This is a genomic window from Methylosinus sp. Ce-a6 (assembly GCF_009811655.1).
Taxonomy (GTDB): Bacteria; Pseudomonadota; Alphaproteobacteria; order Rhizobiales; family Beijerinckiaceae; genus Methylosinus.
In genome coordinates, this window is record NZ_BGJX01000001.1 from 81,695 (window position 1) to 101,396 (window position 19,702).

Here is a 19,702-nt window from a genome sequence, read left to right on the forward strand (position 1 = left end):
ATGTCTGTTCGTGTGTTGATCGTCGACGACTCCGCCACAATGCGAGGCCTCATCGCGGCGACGCTCGGTCGGGACCCCGCCATCTCCGTCGTCGGCGAAGCCGCAGATCCGCTCGAGGCGCGGCAGGCGATCAAGACGCTCGATCCGGATGTGGTGACGCTCGACGTCGAAATGCCCAATATGAACGGCCTCGATTTCCTCGAGAAGATCATGCGGCTGCGTCCGACGCGCGTGATCATGGTCTCGACGATGACCGAGCGCGGCGCGTCGACGACGATCAAGGCGCTCGAGATCGGCGCCTTCGATTGTGTCGCCAAACCTTCGGCCAAGGATCCGCGTTCTTTCGACGAGCTTCCGGCGAAGATCAAGGCGATCGCGGCTTCGCCCATCGGCCGGCACGAGCCGAGCCGCCTGGAGCAGCCGCGCCAGGAGTCCGCCTCGGCGCCCGCGCTGCGCCGCGAGCCGCAGATTGCGGCGTCCCGCTATTCGCCCGACGGACGGCTGGTCGCGATCGGCTCCTCCACCGGCGGCGTGGAAGCGCTGCTGGCCATTCTCTCGCATTTTCCCGAAAATTGTCCGCCGACCATCGTCACGCAGCATATGCCGCCGGTGTTCACGGCGAGCTTCGCCGCGCGCCTCGATCGCCTGTGCAAGCCGCAAGTGACGGAAGCGACGGACGGCGCTCCGATCCTGCCCGGCCACGTCTATCTCGCGCCCGGCGGCGACGCCCATCTCGAGGTCGCGAGGCGCGCGAGCGGCTATCGCTGCCGGCTCGTCGATGCGGAGGCGGTGAACGGACATCGTCCGTCGGTGGACGTTCTGTTCAACTCCGTCGCCCAGAGCGCGGGGCGCAATTCGCTCGGCGTCATCCTCACCGGAATGGGCCGCGACGGCGCGGCGGGACTGCTCGCAATGCGCAAAATCGGCGCGGAGACGATCGGCCAGGACGAGGCGACCTCGCTCGTCTATGGAATGCCGAAAGCGGCCTTCGAGATCGGCGGAGTCGGCAAGCAGCTCGCGCTGCAGCGGATCGCCGCTCACATCCTGAATTCGACGAACCAGTGACAGTACGGGGGAATCCATGTCCATCGCCGCCCAGTTGAGAGTCTTGATCGTGGACGACACGAGCACGAGCCGAATGCTCATTCGCGACGGCCTCGAGGAGCTCGGCGTCCGCAACATCTTCTTCGCCGGCGACGGCGAGCAGGCGCTGCAGTTCATGATGGCCACTCCCGCGCATCTCGTCATCTCCGACTTCAACATGCCCAAGCTCGACGGCCTCGGACTGCTGAAGGCGATTCGCAGCTACAATGCGACGAAGAAAGTGCCGTTCATCATGCTCACCGGGCGCGCCGACAAGGCGTTGCTCGAGAATGCGGTGAAGCTCGGCGTCAACAACTTCCTCACCAAGCCATTCACCGTTCCGGCTCTGAAAAAAGCGCTCGAAGCGATCATCGGCAAACTCGCGTGATTCGAATGAACGCCGGCACGAAGCGAATCCACATCATCCAAGGCGAATATCGGGTCGTCGACGATCCGAACGCCGTCCTCGCGACGGTTCTCGGCTCCTGCGTGGCGGCCTGCCTCAGGGACGCCGACGCCGGCGTCGGAGGAATGAATCATTTTCTGCTGCCCGGCGATTTCACCTCGTCGCGCAATGGAGAAGCCGAGCGCTATGGCGTGCATCTCATGGAGCTGCTCGTCAACGGCCTCTTGAAGAAGGGCGCGCGCCGCGATCGTCTCGAAGGCAAGCTGTTCGGCGGCGCGCGCATGATGGAAGGCCTGTCCGACATAGGCGCGAAAAACGCCGAATTCGCGAAGCGCTTTTTGAAAAACGAAGGCATCCGCCTCGTCGCCGAGCATCTCGGCGGCGACAGGGGACGGCGCGTCGAATACGAGCCCGTCTCCGGGCGGGCGCGACAGAGCCTTCTCTCCGGCGCGACGCCGACCGCCGCGACGCCGCCGATCGTCATGCCGAAACTCCCTGCAGCCGGTTCACTGGAGCTATTTTGATGACCGAGCCGAAGACGACCTCGCCCCGCGGCGCAACTGCGCGGACCGAACCGCTGGTCGAGGTCCTCTTGCGGCTGGCGGCGGAGCTGGGCAACGTGGCCAAGGACACGGATCGACTCCATCGCCTCGTCGATGGCGTCGAATGGAGCAATGTGAAGGAAAAGCACGAGCTCATCCATTCGGCGCAGGCGATCGACGCGATCGAGCAGACGCTCTCGGGCCTCTCCGATTTCGTCGCGGCGCTCGCGGCTCTCTCGCCGCCTGATTGGGAGATCGCCGGCGAAACGGCGTCGCGCAGCGTCAAGCTCGCCGAGCTCGCCGCGCGCCTCGCGGATGGCTCTAACGACGGTCGAACGGACCACCCGGCGGGCGAATTCGAATTCTTCTGAGAGCCTTTTGAGCCGAAGCGGACGCCGGCTCGGCGGCGCAAACGCGTCAAAACAGAAACCGAGCTCATTCCTCGTCGGCGAGCAGGTCGCGCAGCTTGCGGCTTCGCGCCCATTGGGCGACGTCCTCGGCGACATTCTTGAACGCAGCTATGTCGGCCGGCTCGCGCGCCCGCTCCGCAGCGGTCTCCATCAATCCGGCGGCGACGGAGAGAAGAACGGTCGTCGCCGCGCGCAGAAAAGTCGCGGCGTCCTCGCCAGCGTCGTCCACCTCGGCCAGCAGGCGATTGACGGCGCCGCGCAGCTCATAGTCGAGCGCTTCCAATTCACGCCGCAGCGCCGGCGCGCAATCGCGGCATTGCGTGACGGAAAAAGGTCCGATCCGGCCGGAGGGACCGGGCTCTTCGTCGCCGTCCCGCGAGGACGGTTGCTCGAAATGCGTCACGGCGACCTCCAAACGCTGATCGACGACAGCCGCTCGTTTCGAGCCCTACATGAAGGCCCGGGAGGAATCAATCTACGGAACAACCTCTCGTTGCGAGCCGCCGCGCTTCTCGCCTCGACGCGGCTCACCTGAAGTCGGGCCCGCATAGCTGCATTTCCATCTGCGCATTGACCGCGTGCAGCTCGCCTTTCAGCCGCGCGACCTCCGCCTCTCGATCGCCGTCGAACAGCGTTCCCATCGGCGTCGGAACGCCGAGCGTGCGGACGCGATCGTCGGCGGCGATCTGATCCTGAGCGGAGCCGGCGAAGATCAGCGCCTGCGAGATGCGGGCGCGCCGCGCCACGAGCTGCGCGCAATCGGCGCCGGCGAACAGCGCCGGATCGACCGGAAGCGGCTCGACGTCCCGCGTCGGCTTGGCGCAGGCCGAAAGGCCGAGCGCGGCCGCGAGCGCAAGTCCGGCGAAGCGCGCGCGCGGCTTGCGCGCCAGCGCAAGACAAGCGGCGGAATAAGGGGATCGTCGTGTCGGGCTCATAATTCTCGATATCATGCGACGCCGGATCAGAAGTCGGTCCAGACCCTGGCGCGACGGTCGCTCGCGCCGACACGACGGTCAATATCCGAGGCGCGCCGCGTCGGGACGACGGGCGCGACGACTTCGCCGTCCGAGGCGGCGAGACGCAGCCCGGCGGCGCGCGCGTCTTCGGCGATCCGGAAACGCGAGATCAGAGCGATCAGCGCCCTCGTCTTCTCGCTGAGGCCATGGCTCACCGCGGTGGTCTGTTCCGCCATGGCGGCGTTCTGCTGCGTGATCATATCCATCTGTCCGACGGCGCGGTTCACCTCGTTCAGCGCCGCGGCCTGCTGCCGCGCGCGATCGGCGATCTCCGCCGCGACGCCATTGACGCGCGCGATCTCCTCGACGATGCGCGACAGCGCGCCGCCCGTGTCGCCGACGAGGGAGACGCCGCGGCCGATCTGCGCATTGGAGACGGAAATCAATATGTCGATCTCCTTCGCGGCCTTGGCGCTGCGGCGCGCGAGATCGCGGATCTCGGCCGCCACCACCGCGAAGCCGCGCCCCGCCTCGCCGGCCCGCGCCGCCTCGACGCCGGCGTTCAACGCCAGCAGATTGGTCTGCGTCGCGATCGAGTCGATGACGCCGATGATCTGCGCGATCTTCTTCGACGATTGCTCTATGTCGCCCATGGCGCCGATCGCCTGCCGCACGATGCCGCCGCTCGCCTCGGCCTCCGAGCTCATATTGGAGACGATCCGCCGCGCATTCTCGGCGTCCTCCGCCGTCTGCGCGACCGTCTCGGTGATCTGCGCGAGCGCGGCGGCCGTCTCCTCGAGGCTGGAGGCCTGGCTCTCCGTGCGCCGGGAAAGATCGTCGGCCGCGGCGACGGTCTCCTGCATGCCTGCGCCAAGGAGCCGCGTGCTCTCGGCCATCTCGCCGATCGCCTCGGACAATTGACCGACCGCAGTGTTGAAATCCGTCTGCAACCGTCGATAGGAGGGCGGAATCTCGTCGGTCAGCCGGTAGGTCAGATCCATCTCGGCGACCCTGGCGAGCCCGTCGCCGAGCAGCTGGACGATGCGCGCCTGCGCCGCATTGGCCTCGGCGATCATCCGCTCGTCGGCGCGATGATCGAGAATGACCTGCCGGAGATTGACGAAAGCCTCGGCGAGCCGCCGCACGCTCTCGGTACATTCGTCGATCTCGAGCCGACGGGATGTATCGCCGTCGGCGAGCCCGCGGATCGCCTCGGTCACCGCGGCGAGAGGAGCGACCATGCGCGTGCGCACGGCGACGCCGCCCAGAAAGCAGAGAATGGCGATGAGGACGGGCCCGATGAAGAGCATGGCGAACCGCGGATCGCGCGCGGCCTCCGAGCCGCCGGCCCCGGCGAAGAGGCTCCAGCTCGCGAGCGCCTGCGCGAATGCGATCGCGGAGATGATGGACAGCAATACGGCCGACCGCACGCGCAGTCCGGTCAGAAGAATGCCACGCGATCTGTTCACCATCGAATCTCCCGGCCACCCGAAACGAATGGTCGACTGCGGCGCTCTGGCCGACGAGAATTCGTCGGATCGAGGACGCCGGTCGTGAGCGCGACGAACCGCGCCCGCCCGGGACAACGCCTATCGACCGGACTCCCGAACCGCCGCGGGACCGTTATGGCTCAGTCAACGTTAAGTTAAGGTTAATAAAAGCCTATTTCTCGCCGTCGGAGAGCGCGGCGGCGCGCGTCTGCGCGAGCGCTTTCTCGATCTCGGGAAGAAGCGTCTCTTCCAGCGCCTGGCGGGTGAGAGGCCCGACGAATTTGTAGGCGATGGCGCCGTCGCCGCGAATGACGAAAGTCTCCGGCACGCCATAGACGCCAAAGTCGATCGCCACGCGTCCCGCGAGATCGACGCCGACGGCGGCATAGGGATTGCCGACCTCCTCGAGGAAGCGCAATGCGTTGGCGGGCTCGTCCTTATAGGCCAGGCCGGCGAGCGTGACGCCTTTTTTCGCGAGAGCGGGATCCTTGGCGAGCGTCAGCAATTGCGCATGCTCCGTGCGGCAGGGCCCGCACCAGGAAGCGAAGACATTCACGACGCTCACATGGCCCTTGCGCAGATCGTCGCCGGCGAGGCCGCCGACGCCGGCGAGCCCCGGCAGAGCGGGAAGCGAAAAGGCCGGCGCCTGCTTGCCGATGAGCGCCGAGGGCAGGCGCGAGGCGTCGCCCGCGAAGAGGCGCAGGAAGAACAGGATGGCGAGCGCCGCGAAGACGGCCAAAGGCAGGAAGAGCGCCAGCCGACCGCGCGGCGCGGGCGAGTCTTGCGTGCTCAAAGCCCCTCCCCGCGATCCCCGGCGCCATTCTTCTCGAGGCGCGCGAGCGCGCCGACGAGGCGGCGATGCTCGAGCAGAATGCGAATGAGCAGGCCGAGAATGACCGCCGCCGTCACGCCATAGGCCAGCACGATATAGCCCCAATGTTCGTCGGTCACTGCGCCGGCTCCAACAATTCGTCCGCCCCGCCCTCTTCGCCCGCCGCGGCCGCCTGCAACGCCAGCCGCGCGACGCGGCGGCGCAAAATTTCGTTGCGGATCGCCATCAGATGCAGAGCGAGGAACAGCGTCGTCGCGCCGAGCGCCATGATGAGCAGCGGCCACAACATCGAGGCGGCGATCATCGGGCCGCCGGCGCGGAACACGGAGGCCGGCTGATGCAATGTGTTCCACCAGTCGACGGAAAATTTGATGATCGGAATGTCGACGAAGCCGACGAGCGTCATGATCGCCGCCATGCGCGCGCCGCGTGGAGAATCCTCCATCGTCTGGCGAAGCGCGATGAGCCCCAGATAGAGCAGGAAGAGGATCAGCATGGAGGTGAGGCGGGCGTCCCACACCCAGAACGTCCCCCACATGGGCTTGCCCCAGAGCGAGCCGGTCACGAGGCAGATGAAGGTGAAGGCGGCGCCGAGCGTGGCGGCGGTCTTCTGCGCGGCGTCGGCCAGCGGATGCCGCCAGACCAGCACGCCGAGCGAGGCCGACGTCATGACCACATAGGCGAACATGGCGAGCCAGGCCGCCGGCACATGGATATACATGATCTTCACCGTCTCGCCCTGCTGGTAATCGGCTGGCGCGACGAAGAAGACGAGATAGAGGCCGAAGCCGATGAGCAGCGCGCTCGCGCCCCCTAGCCAGGGCAGGACGCGCCGCGTCAGCCGCAGAAAGACGGCCGGATTGGCAAGGGACGAAAACGCGATCATGACAACCCGCGGAACGAGACGGCGCGAGCGGGGAAGGCCTCACGCCCTCCCCGCCTGCGTCGCGATCAATTGGAGACCTTGGATTTCGACGATTCCGAAGGCTTCGACTGCTCGGCGGCGCTCTGCGGCTTGAACTTGCCGTGCAGAATGTCGACCGCGGCGGTGAGCTGCTTGTCCTTCTTGGGGTCCGGCGGCACATAGGCCTGCGAGCCGCTCTTCTCGTCCTCGCCATTCTTGAGATGGCCCTTGAGCGCCGCCTCGCCCTTGGTGTCGTCCTTGCCCTTGAGCTCGTCGGGCACGTCCTGCAGCAGCAGGACGTCCGGATCGATGCCCTTGGCCTGGATCGAGCGGCCGGACGGCGTGTAGTAGCGCGCCGTGGTCAGCCGCAGCGCGCCATTATTGCCGCCGAGCGGAATGATCGTCTGCACCGAGCCCTTGCCGAAGGAGCGCGTGCCGAGAATGGTCGCGCGCTTATGGTCCTGCAGCGCGCCGGCGACGATCTCGGAGGCCGAGGCCGAGCCGCCGTTGATCAGCACCACCACCGGCTTGCCGCGCGAAATGTCGCCGGCGGCGCGGGCGTTGTAGCGCTGAGTCTCGTCGGCCGTGCGGCCGCGCGTCGAGACGATCTCGCCATGGTCGATGAAGCTGTTGACGACCTGGATCGACTGGTCGAGCAGGCCGCCCGGATTGTTGCGCAGGTCGAGAACATAGCCCTTCAGCTTGTCGCCGGGCAACTCCTGCTGGAACTTCTGGATCGCCGTGCGCAGCCCGTCCGAGGTCTCCTCGTTGAACTGGGAGATGCGGATATAGCCGATGTCGTCGCCTTCCTTGTGCGAGCGCACCGACTTGATGTGGATCTCGGCGCGGACCAGCTTGACCTCGATCTTCTCCTTGTCCTTGCCGCGCAGGATGGTGAGCTTCACCGCCGTGTTGATCTGGCCGCGCATCTTGTCGACGGCCTGATTGAGCGTGAGGCCCTGCACATTCTCGTCGTCGATGGCGAAGATGAGATCGCCGGACATGACGCCGGCGCGGGAGGCCGGCGTGTCGTCGATCGGCGTGACGACCTTCACGAGGCCGTCCTCCTGCGTGACCTCTATGCCGAGACCGCCGAACTTGCCCTCGGTCTGCGTCCGCATATCCTTGAAGCCCTTGGCGTCGAGGTAGCTCGAATGCGGATCGAGCGACGTCAGCATGCCGTTGATCGCCGATTCGACGAGCTTCTGCTCGTCGGGCTTCTCGACATAATCGGCGCGAACCTTGTCGAAGACGTCGCCAAAGAGGCTCAGGTTCTTATACGTGTCCGCAGCGGCGGCGAAGGCGGGGGAGCCGATCAGCACGCGCGCTTGCTGTCCGAGCGTGGCGCATCCCGCTCCGATGACGATTCCCGTTATGATCAATGAGGCCTTGCGCATCATCCGCCAACCTTCTGAAGTTCCGGTTTCGCCCACCATGGGCCCGGATCGATGGACGTTCCGTCCTTGCGAAACTCGACATAGAGAATGGGCTGTTTCGCGCCGATAGCAATGGCCGCCGCAGTCCTGACGGCGCCCCCGCCCATGTTCGCCACCGGCTCGCCGGCCAGAACGAATTGTCCGACGGCGACGGAGATCTGGTCCATTCCGGCCAAGGTCACATAATAGCCGCCGCCGGCGTTGATGATCAAGAGTTGACCATAGGAGCGATAACGCCCGGCGAAGACGACCCAGCCGTCGCACGGCGCGGCCACGACGGCGTTTTCCCGCGCCGCGACGGAGATCCCCTTCTCGGTCGCGCCCGAGCCGTCCGAGGAGCCGAAGCGTTTGACGATCTCGCCGGCCGTCGGCAGCGCCAATCGACCTTTCAGATCGGCGAAGGCGACGGCTGGAGCGAGACGGGCGGCGTCCTTGAACGGAGCTGCGAGCGCCTTGGCGCGGCTCTCCTGCGACATGGCCGCGTCCGCGGCGGCGCGCTCGGCGTCGGCGCGACGCGCCGCCTCCGCCGCGCGCCGCGCCGACTCGACCTCGCCCTCCATGCGGGCGATCAGCTCTTTGAGGCTCGTCGCCTTGGCCGCGAGCGCGCGCGCCCGCTCGGCCTCGAAACCCAGCGCGCTCTGCGCCAGCATCAGCGCCTTCTGCCGCGCCTCGACGAGGGCGGCGAGGCGAACGCGCTCCTCCTTCAAATGCTCGAGCTCGACCAAGAGGCTCGCCTTCTCGGCCTCCATGCGGCGGCGCAGGGAAACGAGCTCGACGAGATCGGATTTGAGCGTCTCCATTTCGGTCCGCATCTGCGGCAGCACCGAGCCGAGCAGCATGGCGGCGCGAATGCTCTCCAGAATATCCTCGGGCTTGGCCAAAAGCGCCGGCGGCGGCTTGCGCCCCATGCGCTGCAGCACGATCAGCACCTCGCCGATCAGCGCGCGGCGGCCGGCGAGCGATCTGGCCAGCGCCCGCTCGCTCTCGGCCGTGGCCTCGAGCCGCGCGCCCACGTCCTCGGCGCGCGTCTCCAGCACGCCGACGCGCGGCGTCGCCTCGACGAGCGCCTGGTTGAGCTTCACCCGGTCGGCGCGCAACGTCTCGATTTCCGTCTCGATCTTGCGGCGGCTCTCGGCAGAGACGTTGATCGTGTCCTCGAGGCCGCGCAGCTCCGAGCGCTTTCCCGAAATTTCGGAACTGTCCTCGGCTCCCGACTGCGTCTCGACGATCGGCGTCGGCCGGAGCGTCGTCGGCGCGATCGCGCCGCGCAGATTTTCCGCGCGCGCGGGGTCGCCTATCGCCGCCAGGACGAGACACATAGCCGCAGCCGCGCGGCGTCCCTCGCCCAACTCCCGCCGCTCCGCTCTACGTCCCATCGCCCCCGCCGCTCGCCCTTCGCCTCCGAAACGGCGTCGAACCCGCCCGCCATCCGCGCCGCCGAAAAACGAAGGGGCGAATCTCGGGCGGCAGTTTGTCTATTCAATAACGTCCACAATGCGGCGGAGACGGCTCCAGGCTTCTGTTTTGACGAGAGCCGAACCGACGTCCACTTCGGCTGGAAACGCTCTAGCGCCGCGGCGACAGCCGCAGATCGACGCCGCTGCCGCTCTCGTTCTCCGGCGCGTCCTTGGACACCGGACCTCCGCTCTCGCCAGCGACGGAAAGTCGCCCGCGCTCGACCCCCATGCGGCCGAGATAATCGACGACGCGGGCGGCGCGGTCGCGCGCCAGCCGGCGCGCGGCGCGATCGCCGCCCTCGGCGCGCACGCGCACCTCGGCCTCGGTCTGGGGGCAGCGTTGCAGCAGACCGACCGTCTTGTCGAGCGCGCCGGTCGCGGCTCGTCTGACCCCGGCGCCCTGCCGGCTGAATTGAACCGGCTCGCGGGCGAGAGCGGCGGATATGGCCATCTGACAGGTCCCGACATCGAGCTCGCCGCTCGCCGGAACAAAGCCCGCATCCGCGCCCTGCTCCGGCGCGGCCGGCGCCGGCGGCGCGGCGGAGGGACGGGCGAGCTCCGGCGCGGCCGCCGAGGGCGTCGAGGGGGCCGGCTTCACGCCGTCGCGCGTCGGCTCCTTGGATTTCGCCGCCGGGCCCGCGGGCGCGGGCGCGCCATCGGTCGCCGGCTGCGGCGCGCCGCTCGGCGGAGCCTCCCCGGGCGTCTCCGGCGAGGCAGACCGCGGCGCCTCGCTCTCGCGCGCGGCGCGGCGCGCGGTCACGGCGTTCTCATAGGATTTGGCGCCCGAGCCCGTCAGCGCGTCCACCTCCGCGACGCGCCGGACGCCCGGAATGCGCGCGATCTGCTCTTCCGCCGCGGCGCGATCGGGGGCGTCGCGCGGCAGCAGAATGTCGCGGCCGGCGACGTCGAGATAGGCCGGATCGCCGCCGGCTTTCTCCACCGCGCTCGCCGCCTTGCGCTCGAGGTCCCGCTCCGTCGAACGTCCGGCGAGGAAGCCGGCGCCGAGCCAGATCAGCGCCAGAGGAATGAGACCGATCGCCCAGCCCTCATGGTCGCGCAGCGAATGCCGGCCGAGCAGCGCGCCGAGCGCCGCCCCGGCGAGAAAGGCCGGTAAGAGCATGAGCGCCGTCTCGAGCCAGAAGGCCGGGCGCCCCGGCAGCAGGCCGAGCGCGGCGACCAACAGCCCCGCGGCGAAGGCCAGAGCGAACCAGATCAGCCAGCCGGCGACCAAGCCCCGCTCGGGCCGACGGACGATGGAGAGCGCCGTCGCGAGCCCGACCGCAAAGGCCGAGACGCCCCAGGCCCAGAAATGCGTGAGGAGATAAGTCATGGCGCTCGCATGGTCCGGCCGGCTCGGCGAGATTGCGTCACGGGCCGATCTTTGGCAAGGCTCGGCCCGCCATCTGTCGGCCCGCAATCTTAGTGGCGAGCGAGCGGGATCGATCGAAAGCCGCTCCCGGGAATATATGCGTCAGATCTTCTCACGCACGAATTCCAACAACAGGCTGGCGGGCCGGGAAGGCTCACGTCCTGTCGCGGCCATCAGACCGAAGCGCCGATAAAGCGGCGGATCGAGCCGCGCCACGCGCAAGCCCCTCCGATTCTCAGGCAGAGTCGATTCCGGCACAACGCTGACGCCGACGCCCTCGCGGACCAGCGCAATGGCGCTGGTCCAATCGCGTATCTCCATCCGCACGTCGCCGAGCGAGAGGCCGGCGGCTTCCATGAGCGCGCCGGCATGGACATGGCATCCCCCGGTCGCCAGCACGAACGGCTCGGCGACGAGCTCGGCCAGCGAGATTGCGCCGCGCCGGCCGAGGCGGTGACCTGCGGGCGCGACGCCGACCCACGCATCTTGTCCGATAGGCGCAGCCGCGCGGTCCGGCGATGGATCGAGCACGACGCCGAGATCGACGGTCCCCGCTTTTAGCCAGACTTCGACTTCGCGATCATCCGTCTCGAGCGCCACTATCTCTATGCCGGGATGGAGCGACCGGAAGCGCCGCAGAAGCGGCGGCAGCACCGTTGCGAAAACGCTCGGAAAGGCGGCGATGCGGATCGAACCCATTTCTTCGCCCGCCGCTTTCGCCGCCTCCTGCCGAATCGCCTCCAAATGGGCGATGACGGCCCGCGCATGGGTGAGCGTCTGCTCGCCGAAGGCCGTCAGCTCGACGCCATGTCGCCGCCGCGCCAGCAGCTTCACGCCGAGGATTTCTTCCAGCGCGGCGATCGCCTGGCTCATGCCGGATTGCGTGACTCCGACCGCTTCGGCGGCAGCGGTGAAGCTGCCGGCTTCGGCGACGGCGATCAGGCTGCGAAGCTGGGTGAGATTCATAGTAGAAAAACTTATACCAAGATTCTTTGTCAGTAATTTCACTTCTTCTTATCGCTCGGTCAATATCCGGCGTGACACTCCCGACAGCGGAAATTTCTCGATGAAGCTCTATTTCGCGCCCGACACTTGTTCCCTTTCGCCGCATATCGTGATGCAGGAACTGGGGCTGTCCTATGATCTCGTCAGGGTGAACAACCGGACGAAGCGCACCTCCGAGGGCGGGGATTTCCTGGCCGTCAACCCGAAAGGCTATGTCGCGGCGCTCCTCCTCGACAGCGGCGAGGTGCTGACCGAAGGACCTGCGCTGGTTCAGTATCTTGCCGATCTGGAGCCAGAGGCAGGGCTCGCTCCCATGAATGGAACGCTGGAGCGCGCGCGGCTCCAGGAGTGGCTGAACTTCATCGCCAGCGAAATCCATGCTGGATCGAGCCCGCTGTTCAATAAAGAATTGCCGGCAGCGGTTCGCAAAATGCTCGAGATGCGGCTATTCGAGCGCTTCGATCTGATCGACGCGCGGTTGGCGAAGCACGCCTATCTGATGGACAACGGCTTCAGCGTCGCAGACGCCTATCTGTTCGCTGTCCTGAACTGGATGCCGGCGCTGGCGATCGAGCTCGAAAGCTGGGCGCACATCATTGCCTATCGGGAACGAATCGCGGCGCGGCCGTCGGTCCTGGCGGCGCGAGCGCGGGAGGCGGAAATCCCCGCGGTCGAGTGAGTGCGACACCGCCGCGAGCCGAACTTCGTGAGCTCCGAGCGGCTCGACTCGGACGGTTTCCGGGCGACGGGGAGAAGGAAGCGACCGGCCGCCGCGCAAAGACCTGGAGAACCGCCTCACACCCGCATCGGCATCAGCACATAGAGCGCGCTCGCGCCGTCGCGGTCCTGGATCAGCGTCGGCGAGCCGGGGTCGGCGAGCCGGAACAGCGCCGTGTCGCTGTCGAGCTGATCGGCGATGTCGAGCAGATAGCGGGAGTTGAAGCCGATATCGATCGGCGGGCCGTCATAATCGGCCTCGATCTCCTCCACCGCCGAGCCCTGATCGGGATTGGTGACGGAGAGCACCAGCTTTCCGTCCGCGAGCGCGAGCTTCACCGCGCGGCCGCGCTCCGACGAAATGGTCGAGACGCGATCGACCGCCTCGCGGAACACGCCGCGCTCGACGGTGAGGCGCTTGTCGTTATTGGCCGGAATGACGCGGCCGTAATCGGGGAAAGTGCCGTCGATGAGCTTCGTCGTCAGCACGGTCTCGCCGAAGCTGAAGCGCATCTTGTTCTGGGAGAGCTCGATCGTCACCGCCTCCTCGGCGTCCTCGACGAGACGCAGCACCTCGGCGACCGCCTTGCGCGGCAGGATCACGCCGGGCATTCCCACCGAGCCCGCCGGCGCCGGCAGCTCGACCCGCGCCAGGCGATGGCCGTCCGTCGCCACCGCGCGAAGCAGCTGATGGCCTTCGACCTCGGTCGAATGCAGGAAGATGCCGTTCAGATAATAGCGCGTCTCCTCGCTGGAGATGGCGAATTGCGTCTTGAGGATCAGCTTCTTCAGATCGGCCGGCGCGAGCGCGAAGCGATGCGAGAAATCGCCCGACGTCACATCCGGAAAGTCGCTCTCCGGCAGGCTCTGCAGACTGAAGCGCGAGCGGCCCGAGCGCAATGTGAGCTGGCCCTGCTCGCCCGTCGCCTCCAGCGAGACCTGCGCGCCTTCCGGCAGCTTGCGGACGATGTCGTAGAGCGTGTGGGCGGGAAGCGTCGTCGCGCTCGGCTGGGCGACGTCGGCGGGGACTTTCTCGGTGATCTCGAGATCGAGATCGGTCGCCTTCAGCAGCAGCGCCCCGGCGGAGGCGTCGATCAGCACATTGGCGAGGATCGGGATCGTCGTGCGTCTCTCCACCACCCGGTGAACATGGCCGAGGGCGCGCAGCAGCGCCGCTCTCTCGATGGTGACTTTCATGACGCTCGATCCGTGCCGCGGTTTTTCGCTCCAAGGGCGAGACTTTGGCAAGCTGGAACGAATAGCGCAAGTGGCGCAAGCGGTTCGACCGCCTTTCTGTGCATAAGTTCCTATCCGCGTCTCTCCATGACGGAAAGCGGCGCCCCGCCTTGCTTAACCGGCCCTTAAATCGACAGCATTAAAGCTAGTGTCGGCGTCGGCCGCGCGCACCCATGCCGCGGCGAAACGGAACCCCGAGGCGGCGGACCCACCATGGCGCGCGAGAGACAACGCCGCGAACCGCGTTTCGACGGCGACGGGAGCGGCGATCTTCGCGCCGACCCGCGAGAGGATCGCATGGCGAAACCGAAGCGCAAGGGCAAGAGCGCGCCGCCGCCGAACGATATCGACGACGATCCGCCGCCGCGCGCCGCCAAACAGAAGAAAAAGCGCGGCGGCTTCGGCCTCGGCGGCGTCGTCTATTGGGGCGCGGTGCTCTCCATCTGGGGCGCGATCGGGACCGGCGGGCTTTTCGCCTATCACGCGGCGCAATTGCCGCCGATCGACACTCTGGCCGTCCCCAAGCGCCCGCCCAATATCGCCATACTCGCGGCCGACGGCGAATTGCTCGCCAATCGCGGCGACACCGGCGGGGCGGCGGTGCGGCTCGTCGATCTGCCGCCCTATCTGCCCAAGGCCTTCGTCGCCATAGAGGACCGCCGCTTCTATTCCCATTGGGGCGTCGATCCGATCGGCGTCGCGCGGGCGCTGACGCGCAACGTCGCCGGGCGCGGCGCTATGCAGGGCGGCTCGACGCTCACCCAGCAGCTCGCCAAGAATTTGTTCCTCACCCAGGAGCGCACCATCTCGCGCAAGATCCAGGAGGCGATCCTCGCGCTCTGGCTCGAGCACAAATATTCCAAGGACCAGATTCTCGAGCTCTATCTCAACCGCGTCTATTTCGGCTCCGGCGCCTATGGCGTGGAGGCGGCGGCGCAGCGCTATTTCGGCCATGGCGCCGCCCAAGCGACGCTCGCCGAGGCCGCCGTGCTCGCCGGCCTGATGAAAGCGCCGAGCAAGCTCGCGCCGGATCGCAATCCCGAAGGCGCGACCGAGCGCGCGGCGCAGGTCGTCACCGCAATGGCGCAGGAGGGCCATATCACCGAATCCATGGCCAAGCTCGCCCTCGGCCGGCCGGCTGTCGCGCGGAGGGATCGCGGCGCGGGCTCGATCAATTACGCCGCCGATTATGTGATGGACATGCTGGACGACACGATCGGCGCGATCGACCAGGACATCGTCGTCACCACGACGCTCGACCGCAAGCTCCAGGAGGCGGGGGAAAAAGCCGTCACCGACGAGCTCGACAAGAAGGGCGACAAATTCGGCGTCAGCCAGGGGGCGCTCGTCGCGCTCGACCCCAATGGAGCCATCCGCGCGCTGGTCGGCGGACGCAATTACGCCGAGAGCCAGTTCGACCGCGCGGTCTCCGCCAAGCGGCAGCCGGGCTCCGCCTTCAAGCCTTTCGTCTATCTCGCCGGGCTCGAGCACGGGCTGACGCCCGACACGATCCGCGAGGACGGGCCGATCAATGTGAAGGGCTGGCAGCCGGAGAATTACAGCCGGGAATATTTCGGCCCGGTCACGCTGACCAAGGCGCTCGCCCTGTCGCTGAACACGGTGGCCGTGCGCGTCGGCCTCGAGGCGGGGCCGAAGACGGTGGTCAAGACCGCGCATCGTCTCGGCGTCGCCTCCGAGCTGCAGCCCAACGCCTCCATCGCGCTCGGCACGTCGGAGGTCACGCCGCTGGAGCTCGTCGCGGCCTACGCCCCCTTCGCCAATGGCGGCGTCGGCGTGCAGCCGCACATCATCTCCAAGGTGCGCACGGCCGCCGGCAAGCAGCTCTACGCCCGCAAGGGCTCGAGCAACGGCCGCGTGATCGAGCCGCAATATGTGGCGATGATGAACACGATGATGGAGGAGACGCTCTCCACCGGCACGGCGCGCAAGGCGGAGCTGCCGGGCTGGCGCGCCGCCGGCAAGACCGGCACCAGCCAGGATTTCCGCGACGCCTGGTTCGTCGGCTATACGCCGCATCTCGTCGCCGGCGTCTGGCTCGGCAATGACGACAACTCGCCGACGAAGAAAGTCTCCGGCGGCAATCTGCCGGTGGAAGTCTGGAGCCGCTTCATGAAGGCGGCGCATCAGGGCGTGCCGGTCGCGGCCCTTCCTTCGGGCTCCTGGCGCTCGGCCGCGGCGCCGGAGAGCGCCTCGCCGATCGCGCCGCTGCTCAATCTCTTTTCCTCCGATCCCGAGCCCGAGGCCGCGCCTCCGAAATCCACGCGCCGCCGCCCGGCGCGCGACGACGACGAAGACATCGCCCCCGGCTCCGTCCATGGGCTCGAGGCGCTGCTGCCGCCGGCCGACATTCCGAACCAGGGGCCTCCACGCCCGCGACGCAGTCCCTCGCGCGAAGAGAAGAACATATTCGAGAAACTGTTCGGCGGCTGACGCCGCCGAGAGTCTTTCCGACGCCGAACCGGCGTCCGCTTCGGCCGGAAACGCTCGAGCGAGCGTTTCGCTCTCCTCAAATTGTGAGACAAACGGCACGACAATTGCGACGGTCGGGGCGAGAACCTGTCCGCATGTCGCTTTTGTCGCAAAAGCGGCGTGCCTTTCGCAAAGTGGAGAAAGCGATATGAGACTGGCGGAGGCTTTCGCTTCGGCGACGCTCGACGATATCAAGGCGGCGCTCGACGGCGGCAAATTGGTTCTGTATTCGACCGGACGTCCGATCGGACCAGACCATGCGATCACCCGCAGCGAGGTGATGGCGACATTCACCTTCCAGTCTCCCGCTTTCGGCCCGGACGCCGCCGACGGGGCCACCGCGCCGCTGTTCGTCGAGACATCCGTCGTCGCGACGGGCATCGGCACGCCGGGCTGGGCGCGCCTCTCCAAGGCCGACGGCGCGCCGGTGGCCGATCTCTCGGTCGGCCCGGGCAATACGGAAATCAAGCTGGCGAGCGTCTCCGCCACCAAGGACTTCCCGGTCACGGTCACCGCGCTCAAGTTCCTGCCGGCCGAGGCGATCGAATGGACGAAGACCGAGTTCGGCCATGTCTTCGTGACCAATCACGACAACCCGTTCCGCAAGGTCTCCGTGCGCGGCTGATTTCGATGTGGAGCTGAAGAGGCGCCGCGCGCCCGCCGGCGCCGTCTCGCGCGGTCCCCAGACGCATTCCCGGCGTCTGGCGGACCGCGCTTTTTTATGCGCGCTCTATTATTCGGCGATGTCCTCGAGCCAGCGCGCGATGAAGCGCCGGCCGAGGCCGGGCGCTTTGGCCGCCGCCGCGGCGCGCAGCCCCACTATGGGGACGCCAGCGGCCGAGAGCGCGCCGCCACGTCCCGCCTTTGTCAGAGTGATAGGCGAGAAGCCGATCTCCTTGCCGGCGCCGTCCGAATAGGCTCGGGCGCCGCGCGCGACGAGGAGAGCGTCAGCTCATTTAGACGGAGAGTCATTCCCGACGCTCGCGCGGCGAGCGATCGGGAATCCAGAGCAACAGGCGGAGTTTTCGTGTCGTTGTGCTGGATTCCCGTCAGGCCTTCGGCCTGCCGGGAATGACAACGCCCTTTCAACTCAGGTGACGCGGCTCATGAAGACCCTCGCCGCGCGCCGGCCGAGCCCGGCTCAGTCCGAGGTGATGACGACCTCCGGATAGACGTCGTTCTCCTCGCGGTCGAGCCCGTCCTCCTCGGCTATGGTGACGCCCGCGATGCAGACCTCATTGTCGTCGATGACGACCTCGACCCTTTCGAGCTGAGCGCCGACGCAGGGGCCGTCGTTGCAGACGCCCGTCGGAATGTCGAATTGCGCGCCATGCTTGCCGCAGAGCAGGAAGCGCTGCGTCGGGTCCAGGAAGGATTTGGGCTCGAAATCGAGCCGGCTGCCCTGGTGCGGGCAGCGATTCACATAGCCGTAATATTTGCCGACGTGGCGCACGATGACGACGGGAAAGGGAACCGTCTTCCCCTCCTCGTTGACGCGCGCCAGCACATAGCCGACGGCGCGTCGCTTGGCGACGTCATTCACATGGCAAACGGCGAAGATTTCGCGTGCCGGCTCTTCCATACCGTTTCCTCCTCGGAATTCCTGCAAGGTGGAAAAGGACGAAGCAATCTCGGCGCCGGGCGGGTCGTGGCGCCATTCGGATTCCTCCGGTAAAGCATTCGCGGTGAAGCTTTCGATATGGCGCCGCCGTCAGCCTCAGTGGAGGCTGACGGTCTGGAGCTGGTGCTCCCAGGCGTTGGCGAGGGCGCCCTCTTCCGTGTCGGCGAGGACGATCGGCGTGCCGTCGGCGCCGAGCAGCGCGAATAGAGTGATGCCGGGCTCTATGGCCGGAGCCTGAGGGTAGAGTCGCTTGACGTCCTCCGAGCGCATCGTCCGGACATAGGCGATGGCGCCATCGCCGAGATGCGCGAACTGCTCGGGAGTCAGCGGGGGAAATCGTCTTTCGGTCGCGGTCTTGCCTTCCATCTCACTCTCCTCGGCGGTCGCATCGACCCGCCCGGCGGACGCCTACTTTGCGTAGCACGAGAGATATCTGTGCATCGCAGCGGCCGATTTTCAGGGGCGCTGTCCGAGATTTTTTCGTGAAACCGTCACAAATCAAGCACGAGGCGCGCGGGATCCTCGAGCTGCTCCTTGACCCTCACCAGGAAAGTGACCGCCTCTTTGCCATCCACGATGCGGTGGTCATAGGAGAGGGCGAGATACATCATGGGGCGGATTTCGATCTTGCCGGCGACGACGACCGGCCGCTCCTCGATCTTGTGCATCCCCAATATGCCCGATTGCGGCGCGTTCAGAATGGGCGTGGACATCAGCGAGCCATAGACGCCGCCATTGGAGATGGTGAAGGTGCCGCCAGTCAGATCCTCGAGGTCGAGCCGGCCCTCGCGGGCTTTGCGGCCGAATTCGCCGATCGCCTTCTCGATCTCGGCGACGCTCAGCCGATCCGCGTCGCGCACCACCGGCACGACGAGCCCTTTCTCCGTGCCCACGGCCACGCCGATATGGCAATAATGCTTATAGATCACATCGGCGCCGTCGATCTCGGCGTTGACGGCCGGGATCTCCTCGAGCGCCTTGCAGCAGGCCTTCACGAAGAAGCCCATGAAGCCGAGCTTCACCTGATGCTTCTTCTCGAACAGATCCTTGTAGCGGTTGCGCAAGGACATCACCGCGGACATGTCGACCTCGTTGAAGGTCGTCAGCATGGCGGCGGCGGATTGCGCTTCCTTGAGGCGCCTGGCGATGGTCTGGCGCAGGCGGGACATGCGCACCCGCTCCTCGCGCTCGGCGTCGGCCGCCGGCGCGGCCGGGCGCGGCGCCGGCGGAGCGCTGACCGGCTCGGGCGCGGCGGGCGGCGAGACGGCGGGCGGCGGGACGGCGGGCGCGGGCCGCGCCGCCAGAGCGAGAACATCGGCTTTCAGCACTTGGCCATGCTTGCCGGAGCCGACGACGCCGGAGAGATCGACGCCCTGCTCTTTCGCGATTCTCGCGGCCGATGGCGCAGGCGGCCGCGACAGGGCGGCGCCGGCCGCGTCCCCGATGGGCGCCGCGGCGGCAGGCGGCGGCGCGACGATCGGCGCCGCGGCGGCCGGACGCGGCGCGGCGGCGGCGCCTTCGGCGATCTGCCCGAGCAGCGCGCCGGGCGCGACCGTCTCGCCATCCTTGGCGAGAACGTCGGTCAGCACCCCGGCGGCGGGGGCGCTCACCTCGAGCGTGACCTTGTCGGTCTCGAGCTCGACCAGCGCCTCGTCGGCGGCCACAGTATCGCCCGGCTTCTTGAACCAGCGGCCGATCGTCGCCTCGCTCACCGATTCCCCGAGGGTCGGAACGCGAATTTCGGTCAT

At 67.3% G+C, this 19,702-nt stretch carries 21 protein-coding genes; 7 read left to right on the forward strand and 14 right to left on the reverse strand.

All coding sequences use genetic code 11. The features are described from left to right. From Mspo_RS00495 to Mspo_RS00510, 4 genes are read left to right on the forward strand one after another with little or no spacing between them, the layout of a single operon-like run. Nucleotides 1-1,065 (forward strand): chemotaxis response regulator protein-glutamate methylesterase, encoded by a 1,065-nt coding sequence (locus Mspo_RS00495; RefSeq protein WP_159725983.1) that lies wholly within the window; start codon nt 1-3, stop codon nt 1,063-1,065. Nucleotides 1,066-1,081: 16 nt separating this feature from the next. Beyond that, complete coding sequence (locus Mspo_RS00500) at nt 1,082-1,471, forward strand: response regulator (RefSeq protein WP_159725984.1); 390 nt, start codon at nt 1,082-1,084, stop codon at nt 1,469-1,471. A 5-nt stretch (nt 1,472-1,476) separates the two neighbouring features. Further along, nucleotides 1,477-2,013, forward strand: coding sequence for a chemotaxis protein CheD (locus tag Mspo_RS00505; protein WP_159725985.1), 537 nt, complete (start codon nt 1,477-1,479; stop codon nt 2,011-2,013). Next, the gene (locus Mspo_RS00510; RefSeq protein WP_159725986.1) at nt 2,013-2,402 is read left to right on the forward strand and encodes a hypothetical protein; all 390 of its coding nucleotides are present in this window, start codon (nt 2,013-2,015) and stop codon (nt 2,400-2,402) included. The genes Mspo_RS00505 and Mspo_RS00510 overlap by 1 nt, the downstream gene beginning before the upstream one ends. A 64-nt stretch (nt 2,403-2,466) precedes the next feature. Here Mspo_RS00510 and Mspo_RS00515 read toward each other — a convergent pair whose 3' ends face one another. The 10 genes from Mspo_RS00515 to Mspo_RS00560 form a co-directional block, all read right to left on the reverse strand. Further along, on the reverse strand, nt 2,467-2,844 hold the full coding sequence (locus tag Mspo_RS00515; RefSeq protein ID WP_159725987.1) for a hypothetical protein: 378 nt from the start codon (nt 2,842-2,844) through the stop codon (nt 2,467-2,469). A gap of 124 nt (nt 2,845-2,968) precedes the next feature. Beyond that, entirely contained in the window at nt 2,969-3,376 is a 408-nt protein-coding gene (locus Mspo_RS00520) for a hypothetical protein (protein WP_244613005.1), read from the reverse strand. Nucleotides 3,377-3,402: 26 nt separating this feature from the next. Continuing rightward, complete coding sequence (locus Mspo_RS00525; RefSeq protein WP_244613008.1) at nt 3,403-4,869, reverse strand: methyl-accepting chemotaxis protein; 1,467 nt, start codon at nt 4,867-4,869, stop codon at nt 3,403-3,405. A 190-nt stretch (nt 4,870-5,059) separates the two neighbouring features. Next, on the reverse strand, nt 5,060-5,680 hold the full coding sequence (locus tag Mspo_RS00530) for a DsbE family thiol:disulfide interchange protein (protein WP_159725988.1): 621 nt from the start codon (nt 5,678-5,680) through the stop codon (nt 5,060-5,062). Continuing rightward, nucleotides 5,677-5,838: a heme exporter protein CcmD gene (ccmD, locus tag Mspo_RS00535; RefSeq protein ID WP_159725989.1), complete on the reverse strand. Its 162-nt coding sequence runs from the start codon at nt 5,836-5,838 to the stop codon at nt 5,677-5,679. The genes Mspo_RS00530 and ccmD overlap by 4 nt, the downstream gene beginning before the upstream one ends. After that, nucleotides 5,835-6,605 (reverse strand): heme ABC transporter permease, encoded by a 771-nt coding sequence (locus Mspo_RS00540; RefSeq protein WP_159725990.1) that lies wholly within the window; start codon nt 6,603-6,605, stop codon nt 5,835-5,837. Before Mspo_RS00540 ends, ccmD begins: the two co-directional genes overlap by 4 nt. Before the next feature lie 65 nt (nt 6,606-6,670). Beyond that, nucleotides 6,671-8,023: a S41 family peptidase gene (locus Mspo_RS00545; RefSeq protein WP_159725991.1), complete on the reverse strand. Its 1,353-nt coding sequence runs from the start codon at nt 8,021-8,023 to the stop codon at nt 6,671-6,673. After that, complete coding sequence (locus tag Mspo_RS00550) at nt 8,020-9,435, reverse strand: murein hydrolase activator EnvC (RefSeq protein ID WP_244613010.1); 1,416 nt, start codon at nt 9,433-9,435, stop codon at nt 8,020-8,022. The genes Mspo_RS00545 and Mspo_RS00550 overlap by 4 nt, the downstream gene beginning before the upstream one ends. Before the next feature lie 190 nt (nt 9,436-9,625). Then, nucleotides 9,626-10,846, reverse strand: a complete 1,221-nt coding sequence (locus Mspo_RS00555) for a hypothetical protein (RefSeq protein ID WP_159725992.1) — start codon at nt 10,844-10,846, stop codon at nt 9,626-9,628. Nucleotides 10,847-10,987: 141 nt separating this feature from the next. Then, nucleotides 10,988-11,851 carry a LysR family transcriptional regulator gene (locus tag Mspo_RS00560; protein ID WP_159725993.1) on the reverse strand — a complete coding sequence of 288 codons (864 nt, stop codon included), beginning with the start codon at nt 11,849-11,851 and terminating at the stop codon, nt 10,988-10,990. Between the two features lie 100 nt (nt 11,852-11,951). Between Mspo_RS00560 and gstA the strand changes: the two genes are divergently transcribed. Beyond that, on the forward strand, nt 11,952-12,569 hold the full coding sequence (gene gstA, locus Mspo_RS00565; protein ID WP_159725994.1) for a glutathione transferase GstA: 618 nt from the start codon (nt 11,952-11,954) through the stop codon (nt 12,567-12,569). Between the two features lie 116 nt (nt 12,570-12,685). Here the strand turns inward: gstA and dnaN are convergent, their stop codons facing one another. Then, nucleotides 12,686-13,804: a DNA polymerase III subunit beta gene (gene dnaN, locus Mspo_RS00570; RefSeq protein WP_159725995.1), complete on the reverse strand. Its 1,119-nt coding sequence runs from the start codon at nt 13,802-13,804 to the stop codon at nt 12,686-12,688. A 252-nt stretch (nt 13,805-14,056) separates the two neighbouring features. Between dnaN and Mspo_RS00575 the strand changes: the two genes are divergently transcribed. Both Mspo_RS00575 and Mspo_RS00580 read left to right on the forward strand, forming a co-directional pair. Then, nucleotides 14,057-16,294 carry a transglycosylase domain-containing protein gene (locus Mspo_RS00575; protein WP_159725996.1) on the forward strand — a complete coding sequence of 746 codons (2,238 nt, stop codon included), beginning with the start codon at nt 14,057-14,059 and terminating at the stop codon, nt 16,292-16,294. 187 nt (nt 16,295-16,481) lie between these two features. Further along, nucleotides 16,482-16,958: a hypothetical protein gene (locus tag Mspo_RS00580; RefSeq protein ID WP_159725997.1), complete on the forward strand. Its 477-nt coding sequence runs from the start codon at nt 16,482-16,484 to the stop codon at nt 16,956-16,958. Nucleotides 16,959-17,474: 516 nt separating this feature from the next. Here Mspo_RS00580 and Mspo_RS00585 read toward each other — a convergent pair. The 3 genes from Mspo_RS00585 to odhB all read right to left on the reverse strand — a co-directional run bounded on the left by Mspo_RS00585 (nt 17,475) and on the right by odhB (nt 19,702). Continuing rightward, on the reverse strand, nt 17,475-17,915 hold the full coding sequence (locus tag Mspo_RS00585; RefSeq protein WP_159725998.1) for a Rieske (2Fe-2S) protein: 441 nt from the start codon (nt 17,913-17,915) through the stop codon (nt 17,475-17,477). 135 nt (nt 17,916-18,050) lie between these two features. Beyond that, nucleotides 18,051-18,320 (reverse strand): DUF1150 domain-containing protein, encoded by a 270-nt coding sequence (locus tag Mspo_RS00590; RefSeq protein WP_159725999.1) that lies wholly within the window; start codon nt 18,318-18,320, stop codon nt 18,051-18,053. A 125-nt stretch (nt 18,321-18,445) separates the two neighbouring features. Beyond that, a complete protein-coding gene (odhB, locus tag Mspo_RS00595) occupies nt 18,446-19,702 on the reverse strand; it encodes a 2-oxoglutarate dehydrogenase complex dihydrolipoyllysine-residue succinyltransferase (protein WP_159726000.1) in 1,257 nt (418 codons plus the stop codon).

What these genes read in the sequence shown, in the direction of transcription:
- Mspo_RS00495 (WP_159725983.1), top strand. Translation starts at nt 1, where the DNA reads ATGTCTGTTCGTGTGTTGATCGTCGACGACTCCGCCACAATGCGAGGC.
- Mspo_RS00500 (WP_159725984.1), top strand. Translation starts at nt 1,082, where the DNA reads ATGTCCATCGCCGCCCAGTTGAGAGTCTTGATCGTGGACGACACGAGC.
- Mspo_RS00505 (WP_159725985.1), top strand. Translation starts at nt 1,477, where the DNA reads ATGAACGCCGGCACGAAGCGAATCCACATCATCCAAGGCGAATATCGG.
- Mspo_RS00510 (WP_159725986.1), top strand. Translation starts at nt 2,013, where the DNA reads ATGACCGAGCCGAAGACGACCTCGCCCCGCGGCGCAACTGCGCGGACC.
- Mspo_RS00520 (WP_244613005.1), bottom strand. Translation starts at nt 3,376, where the DNA reads ATGAGCCCGACACGACGATCCCCTTATTCCGCCGCTTGTCTTGCGCTG.
- Mspo_RS00525 (WP_244613008.1), bottom strand. Translation starts at nt 4,869, where the DNA reads ATGGTGAACAGATCGCGTGGCATTCTTCTGACCGGACTGCGCGTGCGG.
- Mspo_RS00540 (WP_159725990.1), bottom strand. Translation starts at nt 6,605, where the DNA reads ATGATCGCGTTTTCGTCCCTTGCCAATCCGGCCGTCTTTCTGCGGCTG.
- Mspo_RS00545 (WP_159725991.1), bottom strand. Translation starts at nt 8,023, where the DNA reads ATGATGCGCAAGGCCTCATTGATCATAACGGGAATCGTCATCGGAGCG.
- Mspo_RS00550 (WP_244613010.1), bottom strand. Translation starts at nt 9,435, where the DNA reads ATGGGACGTAGAGCGGAGCGGCGGGAGTTGGGCGAGGGACGCCGCGCG.
- Mspo_RS00555 (WP_159725992.1), bottom strand. Translation starts at nt 10,846, where the DNA reads ATGACTTATCTCCTCACGCATTTCTGGGCCTGGGGCGTCTCGGCCTTT.
- Mspo_RS00560 (WP_159725993.1), bottom strand. Translation starts at nt 11,851, where the DNA reads ATGAATCTCACCCAGCTTCGCAGCCTGATCGCCGTCGCCGAAGCCGGC.
- gstA (WP_159725994.1), top strand. Translation starts at nt 11,952, where the DNA reads ATGAAGCTCTATTTCGCGCCCGACACTTGTTCCCTTTCGCCGCATATC.
- dnaN (WP_159725995.1), bottom strand. Translation starts at nt 13,804, where the DNA reads ATGAAAGTCACCATCGAGAGAGCGGCGCTGCTGCGCGCCCTCGGCCAT.
- Mspo_RS00575 (WP_159725996.1), top strand. Translation starts at nt 14,057, where the DNA reads ATGGCGCGCGAGAGACAACGCCGCGAACCGCGTTTCGACGGCGACGGG.
- Mspo_RS00580 (WP_159725997.1), top strand. Translation starts at nt 16,482, where the DNA reads ATGAGACTGGCGGAGGCTTTCGCTTCGGCGACGCTCGACGATATCAAG.
- Mspo_RS00585 (WP_159725998.1), bottom strand. Translation starts at nt 17,915, where the DNA reads ATGGAAGAGCCGGCACGCGAAATCTTCGCCGTTTGCCATGTGAATGAC.
- Mspo_RS00590 (WP_159725999.1), bottom strand. Translation starts at nt 18,320, where the DNA reads ATGGAAGGCAAGACCGCGACCGAAAGACGATTTCCCCCGCTGACTCCC.
- odhB (WP_159726000.1), bottom strand. Translation starts at nt 19,702, where the DNA reads ATGACCGAAATTCGCGTTCCGACCCTCGGGGAATCGGTGAGCGAGGCG.